This window comes from Erwinia rhapontici, assembly GCF_020683125.1.
Lineage (GTDB): Bacteria > Pseudomonadota > Gammaproteobacteria > Enterobacterales > Enterobacteriaceae > Erwinia > Erwinia rhapontici.
This window is the reverse complement of record NZ_CP085627.1, coordinates 4,125,785-4,139,498: the sequence shown is the minus strand read 5'-3', so window position 1 is coordinate 4,139,498 and position 13,714 is coordinate 4,125,785. Positions and strand designations below refer to the sequence as shown.

Sequence of the window (13,714 nt, the reverse complement as noted above, 5' to 3'; positions counted from 1 at the left end):
TGCTCACATTTAATCAAATGTGATTGAATATAATCATATTAAGATAATGAGTGGTGTCCTGAACCTCTCTTCACAGACAGGCACCTCAATGTTCCGTACAGGAGTGGCGATGACGCAGCGTAAATGGCAAACGCCGGTACTGGTGATTGCGGATGATTTTACCGGGGCCAATGATGCGGGCAGCGGGCTGGCCAGAGCGGGAGCGCGGGTGAATGTGCTTTTTGACAGCCAGTCACCGCGTGGTGACGAGCAGGCCGACGTCTGGGTGGTCAGCACGGACAGCCGCGCGCTCTCTGCCCAGGATGCTGCAGAGCGGGTGCATCGTGCGCTGATGCACTGGTCGCCGGTTGCCCGCGAAGGCTGGCTGTTTAAGAAGATGGATTCCACTCTGCGCGGCAATCTGGGCGCAGAAACCGAAGCGGCTCTGCTGGCCAGCGGTGCATCGCTGGCGCTGGTAGTTCCGGCGGTTCCACGGCTGGGGCGCATTACCCGCGACGGTGAGTGCTTTATTCACGGCTTGCGACTGACCGAGACCGAATTTGCCAGCGACCCGAAAACGCCGGTGACAACAGCGAACATTGCCCGGCGGTTATTGGAGCAGAGCACATTGCCTTGCGGCGGCCTGACGCTGGCGCAGGTGCGCGGGCCACAGCTGCTGGCGCTGATGCAACAGGCCGCCGACAGCACACCGTCGCTGCTGGTGGTGGATGCAGAAACCGATGATGACTTACAGCGCATTGCGCAGGCAGCGTCCCACCTGGCACGGCGTCCGCTGCTGGTCGGTGCTGCCGGGCTGAGTGATGCTCTGACGGCGTTGCTGGTGGATCGCCACCCGTCACCGCTGCTGGCAGTGGTGGGCTCGATGAGTGACATCGCCCGTCAGCAAATTGACCGGATTCAGCAGCAGCATCCCGTGACGCTGGTGGATATCGATATTGCCGAACTGTTTTCTCGCCCGCGTTGGGTATCGTTTCCCACCTGGCGCCAGACCGTGACCAAGGCATTGCGCGCCGGGCAGCACTGTGTGGTCCGCACCTGCCAGCATAACGGGCAGCGTGAAGCGATTGCTGCACTGTGTGAAGAACATCAGCTGAGCCGTGCTCAACTGGGTGAAGAAATTTGCCAGCTACTGGCACAGCTCACGGCTGAAGTGCTGGCAGAAGCCCAGCCAGGCGGGTTGTATCTTTCCGGCGGTGACGTGGCGATTGCCGTGGCGCGCGGGCTGGGTGCCAGTGGATTCCAGATTCAAGGCCAGATTGCGGGCTGTGTGCCCTGGGGCCGCTTATTAAATGTGACTGAACCCTTGCTGGTGATGACCAAAGCCGGTGGCTTCGGTGATGCAAACACCCTGGTCGACGTTATTCGTTTTATTGAGGAGAAATCGAGTGAGTAAAATTATTGCGATCACTATGGGCGACCCGGCGGGTATCGGTCCGGAAATCATTATCAAATCACTGGCCAGCGGTGAGCTGTCCGGGGTTCCGGCAGTGGTGGTGGGCTGTGCCAGTACCCTGCGGCGCGTGCTGAGCCTGAATATTACCTCGCAGGCAGAACTGCGCGTGCTGGATCGCGTGGCCGATGCTCACTTCGCCCCTGGTATTATCAATGTTATCGATGAACCGCTGGCCGACCCGGCTGCCCTGAAGCCCGGAGTCGTGCAGTCGGAAGCGGGTGATCTGGCGTACCGCTGCGTTAAACGTGCCACGGAACTGGCGCTGGCGGGGGAAGTACAGGCGATTGCCACCGCCCCGTTAAATAAAGAAGCGCTGCACTCAGCCGGGCATCTTTATCCCGGGCATACCGAACTGCTGGCGAAGCTGACCGACAGCAAAAATTACGCGATGGTGCTGTATACCGACAAGCTGAAGGTGATCCACGTCACCACGCATATTGCGCTGCGTCAGTTCCTTGATACCCTGGGGCGTGAACGTGTTGAGACGGTGATCGGCATGGCGGATACTTTCCTCAGGCGCGTTGGTTTTGAGAACCCGCGTATTGCCGTGGCCGGGGTGAATCCGCATGCGGGTGAAAATGGCCTGTTTGGCGATGAAGAGATCACTATCGTCGGCCCATCGGTAGAGGCGATGAAAGCGCAAGGGCTGAACGTGACCGGGCCGTGCCCGCCGGATACCGTTTTCCTGCAGTGCCAGGAAGGCCAGTACGATATTGTCGTCGCGATGTATCACGATCAGGGGCACATTCCGCTCAAGCTGTTGGGCTTTTACGATGGGGTCAATATTACCGCCGGGCTGCCGTTTATCCGTACCTCGGCAGACCACGGCACGGCGTTTGATATTGCCTGGACAGGAAAAGCGAACTCTGCCAGCATGGCGATCTCTATTCAGTTAGCGATGCAGCTTGCATAAGGACATATGAAGGGACAAAGCCGCCTCGATCAGATTATGGACTATCTGAAAAGTCATAATCTGGTCACGGTCGAACAGCTGGTGGCTGCCATTGCGGCGTCACCCGCCACCATCCGACGCGACCTTATAAAACTCGATCAGGAAGGGGTGATCAGCCGAAGCCACGGTGGGGTAACCCTGAACCGCTTTATTCCCAATCAGCCCACCACGGTTGAGAAGATGCAGCGCCATCTGGCAGAGAAACGGGTTATTGCGCATACCGCGGCCAGCCTGGTGAAAGCCGGTGATGCTGTGGTGCTGGATGCCGGCACCACCATGCTGGAGCTGGCACGTCAGCTGACGCATTTGCCGCTGCGGGTGATCACGGCTGATTTGCATATCGCGTTGTTTCTTTCCGAGTTTAAGCAGATTGAAGTGACGATTATCGGCGGGCGCATCGACGACTCCAGTCAGTCCTGTATTGGTGAGCACGGACGCCGTCTGCTGCGTAATATCTATCCGGATATCGCTTTTGTCAGCTGTAACTCCTGGAGCCTGGAGAAGGGCATCACGGCACCGACGGAAGAGAAAGCCGGACTGAAGCAGGACCTGCTGGCTAATGCGCGCCGCCGGGTGCTGCTGGCCGACAGCAGTAAGTACGGTTCCTGGTCGCTGTTTCAGGCGGCACCGCTTCAGCAACTGACGGATATTATTACCGACAGGCTGCTGAGCGATGAATCTCAGAGTGAGCTGAGTGAGCAGGACTTTGCGCTGAGGCTGGCGCTGTAACGCTAAATCCCGGGCCGATTAACGATCGACCCGCGCACTTTTCAGTAACAAAATCTGACGCCAATAAAAAAAGCGACCCGAAGGTCGCCTTTTTGCGGATATCAATACACCCAACCAGTTACTGCGTTTTTAATCCCAACGACGGAATATTGCGGCCGTAATAAATCTCACGCATCTCTTTCCACAGTAAATCCGTAATGCGTTTATGTTCCTGTGGACTCAGATCGGCGGGTTCGGTATTGAACAGATAGTGTTTCAGATCGAACTCTTTCAACAGCATTTTGGTGTGGAAGATATTTTCCTGATACACATTCACATCCATCATGTCGTACATCGATTTCATATCATCCGACATGAAATTCTGAATAGAGTTAATCTCGTGATCGATGAAGTGTTTCACCCCGTTCACATCGCGGGTAAACCCACGCACGCGATAATCGATGGTGACAATATCGGATTCCAGCTGATGAATTAAATAGTTCAACGCTTTCAGTGGTGAAATGACACCACAGGTCGAGACTTCAATATCTGCACGGAAGGTACACAGACCGCCTTCAGGGTGGCTTTCCGGGTAGGTATGTACGCAGATATGACTTTTGTCGAGGTGCGCCACAACGGAGTTGGGCAGCGGGCCAGGATGTTCGGAGGTGTCGATGTCGCGCGGATCGATCGGCTCTTCACTGACCAGAATCGTAACGCTGGCCCCCTGGGGTTCATAATCCTGACGCGCGACATTCAGCACGTTGGCACCGATAATTGAGCAGGTCTCGCTCAGGATCTCGGTCAGGCGGTTAGCATTATACTGCTCATCAATGTATGCAATATATCCGTCACGCTCCGCATCGGTGTTTGCGTAACAGATATCGTAGATACAAAAACTCAGGCTTTTCGTCAGGTTGTTGAAGCCATGTAGTTTAAGCTTTTGCAATTTAGTTCACCCCCTTAAAATACCTGGTTAGTCGGCCAGCGCATTTAACAGATATTGCGGCAGGGCAAAGCTGCCAGTGTGGATCGCCGGATTGTAGTAACGGCAGTTCAGGCCTGCTTGTGCAAAGCGTGAGGCAATCGTCGCAGCATCGAGCTGGCGCAGCGCCGGATTATCACTGGCCCAGGCGAAGGTCATAATGCCACCGTAGTAGGTCGGGATCGCAGCCTGGTAGAAGCTGACATCAGCGAAATAGTGGCTGAGCTTGCGATGGCTGTTCACCGCTTCATCTTGCTGCAGGAAACAGACGCCGTTTTGTGCCACGAAGATGCCATTCGGGTTCAGGCAGCGGTGGCAGCCTTCATAAAAGTCTGAAGTAAACAGGCTTTCTCCCGGCCCAATCGGGTCGGTGCAGTCAGAGAGAATCACATCGAATTTTTCGCTGGTCTGTTTAACGAAGTTCACGCCATCGTCAATCACCAGGGTAAAGCGCGGGTCGTCATAGGCGCCCTGGCTGTGGTTCGGCAGGTGTTCTTTGCAGAAGGTCACCACGCCAGCATCGATTTCGACCATCGTGATCTGTTCGATGTTTTTATGACGGGATACTTCACGCAGCATGGCTCCGTCACCGCCGCCGATGATCAGCACTCGCTTTGCGGCGCCGTGGGCCAGCAACGGAACGTGGGTCATCATCTCGTGATAGATAAACTCATCGCGTTCGGTGGTTTGTACTACGCCGTCCAGCGCCATTACCCGGCCTAATGCCGCATTCTGAAAGATAATCAGATCCTGGTGTTCGGTCTGCTCGCGATACAGTACGTTGTCGACAGAAAAATACTGCCCGAATCCGGCATGAAGCGTTTCATACCACATTTCTTTATCGGTCATGGTGGGGGTTTTCATCCTCATATACTCTCCGTCATGCACGTTGCAGCCCGGCGGCACCCGTGTGAACACTGTGTGACGGGGGAGCAAACGTGGCCTGCGCAGGTGCAGGCTGAATCAGGGCGAATATAACAGCCGCGAAAAATGGGCCAGTATCATAGCGATTAATGACCGCAGTTGCACGGTCAAATCAGCAGCAGGAGGGCGAGAGAACGATTACTTCACGTAGGCCAGCAGGCTCAGAGAGTCACGCGCCAGAGATTTACACTTAGTATCGTTCGGTACGGCAATACCACTGAGATCGCGATAGCTGTCTTCACCTAATGCTTTCATATTAAAACTGTTGTAATTGGTTAAATCCCAACGATTTTGCTGTGCGAAAAACACCAATGCACGGCGAATTTGCCCGTCGGGGAGATCCTGATAACCACAATCGTTTTTCAAATAAACAAATACGGCGGTTAAATCTGCCAAATCTTCTGCTTCCGATTCGCTGAGGGCGAAACTGGTGGAGGAGAAGCCAAACAGCCCTAACAGCAACAGAGCCTTGATGCTTTTCTTCATGGTTTATCTCATACGTGTGCAATAGCTTGACGTTAGCACAGTTCAGGCCGGGTGCCAGCCACTTTTAAGACAGAAAAGTCCTGAAGGGCTTATCCCGCAATCTTTTAACGGGCTTGACCTTCCCGCTGGGGCAGGGTTTATGCTGTCAGTCGCTATCGATATCTGATACAGACATCTTACACAAGGACTGAATAAGGAATGGATAATGCAACGTCGTGATTTTATCAAATTAAGCGCCGCCATCGGCGCAGCCAGTGCATTGCCACTGTGGAGCCGTTCATTAATGGCGGCTGAACAGCGCCCGCTGTTGCCGATACCCACGTTACTGACGGCCGATGCGCGCAGTGAAATCACCCTGATTGCCCAGACCGGTAACAGCCTGTGGCGCGGTAAAAACGTGCCAAGCTGGGGCTATAATGGCAGCCTGCTTGGCCCGGCGATCCAACTGGATCGTGGCAAAGAGGTCAACATCACCGTGCATAATCGTCTGCCCGAAACGACGACGGTGCACTGGCACGGTCTGGAACTGCCGGGCAACGTCGACGGTGGGCCACAGGCGCGGATCGCGCCGAACAGCAGCCGCCGGGTGACATTCACGCCCGATCAACCGGCTGCGACCTGCTGGTTCCATCCGCATCAACATGGCCGTACCGGTTACCAGGTCGCGCAAGGACTGGCAGGGCTGGTGCTGATCAACGACCCGGAAAGCGGCAAGCTGCTGCTGCCCAAACAGTGGGGCGTTGATGACATTCCCGTGATTTTACAGGATAAGCGCCTGAGTGCTGACGGCAGCCAGATCGATTACCAGTTGGATATCATGAGTGCGGCGGTGGGCTGGTTTGGCGACACGATGCTGACGAATGGGGCTATCTACCCGCAGACCGGCGTACCGCGAGGTTGGCTGCGTCTGCGTCTGCTGAATGGCTGTAATGCCCGTTCGCTCAATCTGACCACCAGCGATCAGCGCCCGATGTATGTGATTGCCAGTGACGGCGGCCTGCTGGCTGAGCCCGTGCAGGTCAGCGAGCTGCCGATGCTGCCGGGCGAACGTTATGAAGTGCTGGTGGATACCTCTGACGGTAAACCTTTCGATCTGCAAACGCTGCCGGTGCGTCAGATGGGCATGACACTGAAGCCCTTTGATCAGCCGTTGCCGGTGTTGTCGATCAACCCATTGCGGGTGTTGGCCAGCGGAACGCTACCGGACAAGCTGGTGGATATGCCCGCTGTTCCTGCGACTGACGGGCTTAAAACTCGCTGGATGCAATTAATGATGGATCCGGAACTCGACCGTCGCGGCATGATGGCGCTGATGGAAAAATACGGACATGCGTCAATGGCGGGTATGGCGATGGACGGGCACGACAGCGATAAACCGGCAAGCCCGGCGAAATCTGATATGGCTGGAATGGATCACGGCAACATGGCCGGAATGGATCATGCAAAACCGGTGAAAGGCTATGATTTCCATAACGGTAATCAGATCAACGGCGTGGCCTTTAATATGGATAAACCCTCGTTTGAGGTCGCGAAGGGCGTGTATGAGAAGTGGACCATTTCAGGTGAAGGCGATGAGATGCTGCATCCGTTCCATATTCACGGCACCCAGTTCCGCATCCTGTCGGAAAATGGCAAGCCCCCTGCGGCACATCGCAGCGGCTGGAAAGACACCGTTCGTGTTGAGGGCTGGCGCAGCGAGGTGCTGGTGCGCTTTAACCATCAGGCCGATGCCGCCAATGCTTATATGGCGCACTGCCATCTGCTGGAGCATGAAGATACCGGCATGATGCTGGGCTTTACCGTGGCGTAATCACCACGGTGTGACAGACCCTTTTTTTAGATGTGTTTTTATCTAACTGATTTATATCAGTATAGGGATATGGCGATCAAAAAGGGTCTGGCATGATAAAAAGTGATAAAAGGTAATTAAGTTAACAGGTTAGCGTTGTAAGCTAACGGTTCACTGCCGTACAGGCAGCTTAGAAACGTACGGGTACGCTTCGCCGTTCCTCGCCCGTGTTCACTGCCGTACAGGCAGCTTAGAAAGCCAGCAACACGGGCAACCGCTCTGCCGCCAGGTTCACTGCCGTACAGGCAGCTTAGAAAGGGCGGACCGGAAAAAAGGGTCCGCCCCAACATTGGGCTGGCGCAGCGCAAAACGTTATATCTCGCGCTCTACAAACGGGAGCATATCTGCGCTGCGGATAACACGTTTACCCCAGCGATAACCTGACGTCTTCAATCAAATCATCTTTATTCTCAATACCAATCGACAAACGAATGGTCGATGAAGTGATGCCAAAACGGTTGCGCACATCAAGCGGTACGCCGGAGTGGGTGGTGCTGGCCGGGTGGCTTGCGAGAGATTCGGTGCCGCCCAGGCTCACCGCCAGCTTAAACAGTTGCAGACTGTTGAGGAAACGGAACGCTGCTGCCTCGCCGCCGCGAATATCAAAGGAGAAGGTCGAGCCTGCGCCGCTGCACTGAGTGGTATACACCTTACCCTCTGGGGAGGCCGGGTCCAGGAACGGCAAATAATGGACGTGCTCCACCTGCGGATGGCTCCGCAGGAACTCAGCAACCGCCGTGGCGTTATCGTTGGCGCGTTCCATACGCAGCGCCAGCGTCTCCAGCGAGCGGCCAATCATCCAGCTGGAGTGTGGGTCCAGTTGGGTGCCAATGGCACTGCGCAGGGCTTTTACCTGGCGAATTAACGCCTTGCTGCCCATGGCGGCTCCGGCAATCAGGTCGGAGTGGCCGCCTACGTATTTGGTCAGTGAGTAGAGAGAAATATCGGCACCGTGTTCCGTCGGTCGTGAAAACACCGGGCCGAGCAGGGTGTTATCGCAGGCGATCACCGGGCGATGCTGCTGCTGGCGCTCAATATGGTCGGCTACACGCTTAATCAGCGCAATATCCACCAGGCTGTTGGTCGGGTTTGCCGGGGATTCAATCAGGATCACCGATACCCGTCCCAGCTTCATCGCTTCTTCAGCGGCGGCTTGCACCACGGCTTCGTTCACACCATCCGCAAAGCCAAGCGTCGAAACGCCCAGATTACGGAAGGTTTTACTCAGCAGCGTCTCCGTGCCGCCATACAGCGGCTGTGAATGCAGGATGGTATCGCCCGGTTTGACGAAAGCCAGCAGGGTGGTGGAGATCGCTGACATGCCGGAAGAGAACAACGCAGCGCTGTCGGTGCGTTCATAAATTGCCAGGCGGTCTTCAACTATTTCGCTGTTCGGATGGTTAAAGCGCGAGTAGACCAGCCCGTTGCCCTCTCCGGCTGGCGGTTCACGGCGGCCGGAAACATAGTCAAAGAAGTCCCGCCCCTCTTCTGCGCTGTTAAATACGAACGTGGAGGTGAGAAACACCGGCGGTTTGACCGCGCCTTCTGACAATGACGGATCATAGCCATAGTTGAGCATCTGGGTTTCAGGATGTAACTCGCGGTTACCGATATGTGTTTTTTTCGAATGTGAAGAAGGCATGCAAACTCCGGCTATCAGGCCTGTGACTTATTATTGTTGCGCATAAGCTAGCATGTGGCAGGAGTGAGAGATAAATGAATAATCGCTCTATGGTTAAATCAAAAAGCCATATGAAATAGGGCTATCTGAATGTATGGCAGTCTATATGTCTGTGGCGAGAAGTGAGTAAGCGACGTTGCGCAACAGTGAGGGAAAGCGACGAAGTGTGATAAACTTCACCGCTTTCCCTGAGCAATCGACGAACCACTATCTATGAAACACACCGTTGAAGTGATGATCTCCGAAGCTGAGATCAAATCCCGCGTTGCCGAACTCGGCAAGCAAATCAGTGACCACTACCGTGACAGCGGCAGCGACATGGTGCTGGTGGGCCTGCTGCGTGGCTCCTTTATGTTTATGGCCGACCTGTGCCGCACCATTGATGTTTCTCACGAAGTCGACTTTATGACGGCGTCCAGCTACGGCAATGGCACCTCAAGCACGCGTGATGTGAAAATCCTGAAAGATCTGGATGAAGATATCCGTGGCAAAGACGTACTGATCGTCGAAGATATTATCGATTCAGGTAATACGTTGAGCAAAGTGCGTGAGATATTCAGCCTGCGTGGGCCAAAGTCGCTGGCGATCTGTACCCTGCTGGATAAACCGTCGCGTCGCGAAGTGGATGTGCCAGTAGAATATGTTGGCTTCGCCATCCCCGATGAGTTTGTGGTGGGCTATGGTATTGACTACGCTCAGCGCTATCGCCACCTGCCCTATGTGGGCAAAGTGGTCATGCTGGACGAATAATCCGGCAGAGCACAATCGACCAAGGCCGGATCCTCCGGCCTATAATAATATGTGCCGCTTAAGGATTAAGGTCCGGGTCATTGAGCAGGTTAGCAATGCCCTGGCGATAGCGCTGTTCCAGGGTTTCACGATTGGTTGAGCTGACGCCCAGATCGCGCAGATAACCATCCATGATGCCGTAAACCCAGCCATGAATATTGACCTTCTGCCCGCGTTTCCACGCTGACTGCATCACGGTCGAATGACCCAGGTTATACACCTGCTCAATCACGTTGATTTCACACAGTTTGTCGAAACGCTTTTCTGGCGGCAGCTCACCCAGTAACGAACTATGCTTGTACCACAAATCGCGAATATGCAGCAGCCAGTTGTTGATCAGGCCAAGCTCTGGATTTTCAACTGCCGCTTTAACGCCGCCGCAGCCGTAGTGACCACAAATAATAATGTGTTCCACTTCCAGCACTTCAACCGCGTATTGCACGACCGAAAGACAGTTTAAGTCAGTATGGATCACCAGGTTAGCGACGTTACGGTGAACGAACAGTTCACCCGGCTCCAGCCCGGTCAGGCGCTCGGCAGGTACGCGGCTGTCTGAACAGCCAATCCAGAGAAAACGGGGGTTTTGTGCCTGAGCAAGGCGCTCAAAGAAACCGGGATCTTCCTCTTTCAGCAACCTGGACCACTGGCGGTTGTTGCTGATAAGGGTATCAATGTCTTTCATAATGGTGTCGGCCAATAACTCGAAATGCGTACAGTAATATAGGGTAATGCGGCGCAATTGAAAATGACAAACAAGAAACCACAACAAAACAGGGCACTCTTTAATCTATGACTTATGCACTGGAGCTTGAAAAGCTAACCAAAACCTACGCAGGTGGGGTTCAGGCGCTCAAAGGAATCGACCTTGCGGTAGAAGCCGGTGACTTCTATGCACTGCTGGGGCCTAACGGCGCAGGGAAGTCCACCACCATTGGCATTATCAGTTCGCTGGTCAATAAAACCGCCGGTAAGGTGCGCGTGTTTGGCTACGACCTCCAGCAGGATGTGGTTAACGCTAAGCGTCAACTGGGCCTGGTGCCGCAGGAATTCAACTTTAACCAGTTTGAAACGGTGCTACAGATTGTGGTCAGCCAGGCTGGACTGTACGGCGTGGAAAAACCGGAAGCGCAGAAACGCGCTGAAAAGTATCTCAAACAGCTGGATCTGTGGGAGAAACGCAACGAACGTGCGCGGATGCTCTCCGGTGGGATGAAGCGCCGTTTAATGATTGCTCGTGCGCTGATGCATGAGCCTAAGCTGCTGATCCTCGATGAACCCACCGCGGGTGTCGACATCGAGTTGCGTCGCTCAATGTGGACTTTCCTGCAGGAGCTGAACGCCCAGGGCACCACCATTATTCTCACCACCCACTATCTGGAAGAAGCCGAGATGCTGTGCCGCAATATCGGCATTATCCAGCGCGGTGAGCTGGTGGAAAACACCTCGATGAAAGGCCTGCTCTCTAAGCTGAAATCAGAAACCTTTATCCTCGACCTCGCGCCAAAAAGCCCGCTGCCGAAGCTGGAAGGGTTCCAGTATCGTCTGGCGGATACCTCAACGCTGGAAGTGGAAGTGCTGCGTGAGCAGGGGCTGAACAGTGTGTTCAGCCAGCTGAGTCATCAGGGGGTTCAGGTGCTCAGTATGCGCAACAAAGCCAACCGTCTTGAGGAGCTGTTTGTCGACCTGGTGAACGGTCGCAAAGGAGATAAAGCATGACACATTTGTACTGGGTGGCGCTGAAAAGCATCTGGGGCAAGGAAGTGAACCGTTTCGCGCGCATCTGGATTCAGACGCTGGTGCCGCCGGTGATCACTATGACGCTCTATTTCATTATCTTCGGCAACCTGATTGGTTCGCGCATCGGTGAAATGCACGGTTTCAGCTATATGCAGTTTATCGTGCCGGGTTTGATCATGATGGCGGTGATCACCAATGCCTATGCCAACGTGGCCTCATCCTTCTTCAGCGCCAAGTTCCAGCGCAACATTGAAGAACTGCTGGTGGCACCGGTGCCGACGCACGTGATCATTGCCGGATACGTGGGCGGCGGTGTGGCGCGCGGTATCTGTGTGGGTGTGCTGGTGACGGCGATTTCACTGTTCTTCGTGCCGTTCCAGGTGCATTCATGGCTGATGGTGGCGGTGACGCTGGTGCTGACGGCGGTGCTGTTCTCACTGGCGGGTCTGCTGAACGCCGTATTTGCGCGCACCTTCGATGATATCAGTCTGATCCCGACCTTTGTGCTGACGCCGCTCACCTATTTGGGGGGCGTGTTCTACTCGCTGACGCTGTTGCCACCGGTCTGGCAGATGGTGTCTAAGCTGAACCCGATTGTCTATATGATCAGTGGCTTCCGCTATGGTTTCCTGGGGATTAACGATGTGCCTCTGGTGTTTACGCTGGGCGTGCTGGTGGCGTTTATCGTGGTGTTCTATGCGCTGGTGTGGGTGTTAATTCAGCGTGGACGCGGGTTACGTACTTAATGTGAGATAGCGGGTTGACCGAAAAAGAGGGTCAATCCCTACAGGTCGCAAAGGGGCCGATCATTTTTCCGATCGGCCCGTTAAATATCACTTACGCGACCTGAACTGGCACGGCTTTCGCCAGGCGCTTCATCTGGTTGTCGCCTTCAAAATAGGCCACTTTAGGCTGCCATTCACGCGCTTCGGCATCGGACATCTGCACGTAAGAACAGATAATCAGCAGGTCCCCTTCGCAGGCACAGCGCGCTGCCGCACCGTTCACCGAAATGATTTTTGAACCCCGTTCGGCAGCAATCGCATAGGTGGAAAAACGCTGGCCGTTGTTCACGTTATAGATATCAATCGCTTCGTATTGCAGAATGCCGGAAGCGTCGAGGAAGTCCTGGTCGATGGCGCAGGAACCTTCGTAATTCAGGTCCGCCTGAGTCACTTTGACCCGGTGAAGTTTGCCCTGCAACATAGTACGGTTCATAAAAAGTCACCCTGCAATCAATTCAAAAAAACGGCCGTCAGTATTGCCTGAGAGGGCGCGGCTGTCTACTGCGTCAGATCAACCTGTTGGTTATCAATCAAACGCGCTTTACCCAACCACGCCGCCATCAGGATGACTGCGCGCTGGCTGTCGACATTCAGCGGTCGCAGCGTATCGGCATCGACAATCGCCAGGCCGTCAGGCTGTAATCCCTGATCGCTGAGGGCGTTTTCGGCCTCTGCAATCAGTGTGTCCACATGGCGTTCACCCTGGCTCAGTTTTTCCGCAATACCGTTCATGACCTTGCTCACCACGGGCGCAATTTTGCGCTCATCGGCGGTGAGGTAACCGTTACGCGAACTGAGCGCCAGGCCATCTTTGGCGCGCACGGTTGGCACACCAACGATGTCAATATCGTAGCCCATATCCGCCACCATTTTGCGGATCAGCGCCAGTTGCTGATAATCTTTTTCGCCAAAGCACGCGAGGTCGGGCTGCACCAGATTAAACAGCTTGCTGACGATGGTGGAGACGCCACGGAAGTGACCGGGACGGCTGGCACCTTCCAGCAGCGTGGAGAGGCCGGGAACCTCAACGAAGGTCTGTTCACCCAGACCTTGCGGGTAAACGTCGCCAGGTGCCGGAGAGAACACCAGGTCAACGCCACGGCGATTCAGCTTTTCGCAATCTTCCTGCAACGTACGCGGGTAGCGTGCCAGGTCATCAGCGCGTTCGAACTGCATCGGGTTAACGAAAATCGACACCACGACGATATCGGCACTCGCGCGTGCTTCGTCGACCAGCGTCATATGCCCGTCATGCAGGTTACCCATCGTGGGAACCAGCGCGATACGCTTGCCATCCTGGCGCCAGCGCCGCACTTCACGACGCAGCATCGGCAGGGTTTCAATAATCAGCACGGCTTACTCCTC

General features: G+C 54.9%; 14 protein-coding genes. 7 read left to right on the top strand and 7 right to left on the bottom strand.

Annotation, left to right across the window (positions count from 1 at the left end; translation table 11 throughout):
• Positions 1–109: 109 nt before the first annotated feature.
• From dtnK to LJN55_RS19080, 3 genes are read left to right on the top strand one after another with little or no spacing between them, the layout of a single operon-like run.
• A complete protein-coding gene (dtnK, locus tag LJN55_RS19090) occupies positions 110–1,393 on the top strand; it encodes a D-threonate kinase (protein ID WP_227535050.1) in 1,284 nt (427 codons plus the stop codon).
• Positions 1,386–2,366, top strand: coding sequence for a D-threonate 4-phosphate dehydrogenase (locus tag LJN55_RS19085; RefSeq protein ID WP_227535049.1), 981 nt, complete (start codon positions 1,386–1,388; stop codon positions 2,364–2,366). Before dtnK ends, LJN55_RS19085 begins: the two co-directional genes overlap by 8 nt.
• 6 nt (positions 2,367–2,372) lie before the next feature.
• Positions 2,373–3,134, top strand: coding sequence for a DeoR/GlpR family DNA-binding transcription regulator (locus LJN55_RS19080; protein ID WP_227535047.1), 762 nt, complete (start codon positions 2,373–2,375; stop codon positions 3,132–3,134).
• A gap of 118 nt (positions 3,135–3,252) precedes the next feature.
• Here the strand turns inward: LJN55_RS19080 and speD are convergent, their stop codons facing one another.
• The 3 genes from speD to LJN55_RS19065 form a co-directional block, all read right to left on the bottom strand.
• Entirely contained in the window at positions 3,253–4,062 is an 810-nt protein-coding gene (gene speD / locus LJN55_RS19075; RefSeq protein ID WP_227535045.1) for an adenosylmethionine decarboxylase, read from the bottom strand.
• 27 nt (positions 4,063–4,089) lie between these two features.
• The gene (speE, locus tag LJN55_RS19070) at positions 4,090–4,947 is read right to left on the bottom strand and encodes a polyamine aminopropyltransferase (protein ID WP_227536415.1); all 858 of its coding nucleotides are present in this window, start codon (positions 4,945–4,947) and stop codon (positions 4,090–4,092) included.
• Between the two features lie 213 nt (positions 4,948–5,160).
• Positions 5,161–5,508 carry a YacC family pilotin-like protein gene (locus LJN55_RS19065; protein ID WP_048914955.1) on the bottom strand — a complete coding sequence of 116 codons (348 nt, stop codon included), beginning with the start codon at positions 5,506–5,508 and terminating at the stop codon, positions 5,161–5,163.
• Between the two features lie 205 nt (positions 5,509–5,713).
• On the opposite strand from LJN55_RS19065, the gene cueO reads away from it, so the two are divergent.
• Complete coding sequence (gene cueO, locus LJN55_RS19060) at positions 5,714–7,318, top strand: multicopper oxidase CueO (protein ID WP_227535044.1); 1,605 nt, start codon at positions 5,714–5,716, stop codon at positions 7,316–7,318.
• Between the two features lie 403 nt (positions 7,319–7,721).
• Here the strand turns inward: cueO and LJN55_RS19055 are convergent, their stop codons facing one another.
• Positions 7,722–8,999, bottom strand: coding sequence for a cystathionine gamma-synthase family protein (locus tag LJN55_RS19055; RefSeq protein ID WP_133842234.1), 1,278 nt, complete (start codon positions 8,997–8,999; stop codon positions 7,722–7,724).
• Positions 9,000–9,251: 252 nt separating this feature from the next.
• Between LJN55_RS19055 and hpt the strand changes: the two genes are divergently transcribed.
• Positions 9,252–9,788 (top strand): hypoxanthine phosphoribosyltransferase, encoded by a 537-nt coding sequence (gene hpt / locus LJN55_RS19050; protein WP_133842233.1) that lies wholly within the window; start codon positions 9,252–9,254, stop codon positions 9,786–9,788.
• A gap of 58 nt (positions 9,789–9,846) precedes the next feature.
• Here the strand turns inward: hpt and can are convergent, their stop codons facing one another.
• On the bottom strand, positions 9,847–10,509 hold the full coding sequence (gene can / locus LJN55_RS19045; protein WP_133842232.1) for a carbonate dehydratase: 663 nt from the start codon (positions 10,507–10,509) through the stop codon (positions 9,847–9,849).
• 107 nt (positions 10,510–10,616) lie between these two features.
• On the opposite strand from can, the gene LJN55_RS19040 reads away from it, so the two are divergent.
• Positions 10,617–11,543 (top strand): ABC transporter ATP-binding protein, encoded by a 927-nt coding sequence (locus tag LJN55_RS19040; RefSeq protein WP_133842231.1) that lies wholly within the window; start codon positions 10,617–10,619, stop codon positions 11,541–11,543.
• Positions 11,540–12,310, top strand: coding sequence for an ABC transporter permease (locus LJN55_RS19035; RefSeq protein ID WP_159336910.1), 771 nt, complete (start codon positions 11,540–11,542; stop codon positions 12,308–12,310). Before LJN55_RS19040 ends, LJN55_RS19035 begins: the two co-directional genes overlap by 4 nt.
• A 91-nt stretch (positions 12,311–12,401) precedes the next feature.
• On the opposite strand, the gene panD is transcribed toward LJN55_RS19035, so the two are convergent.
• Positions 12,402–12,782, bottom strand: coding sequence for an aspartate 1-decarboxylase (panD, locus tag LJN55_RS19030; RefSeq protein WP_171149221.1), 381 nt, complete (start codon positions 12,780–12,782; stop codon positions 12,402–12,404).
• Between the two features lie 65 nt (positions 12,783–12,847).
• Positions 12,848–13,702: a pantoate--beta-alanine ligase gene (gene panC / locus LJN55_RS19025; protein ID WP_133842228.1), complete on the bottom strand. Its 855-nt coding sequence runs from the start codon at positions 13,700–13,702 to the stop codon at positions 12,848–12,850.
• Positions 13,703–13,714 lie beyond the last annotated feature (12 nt).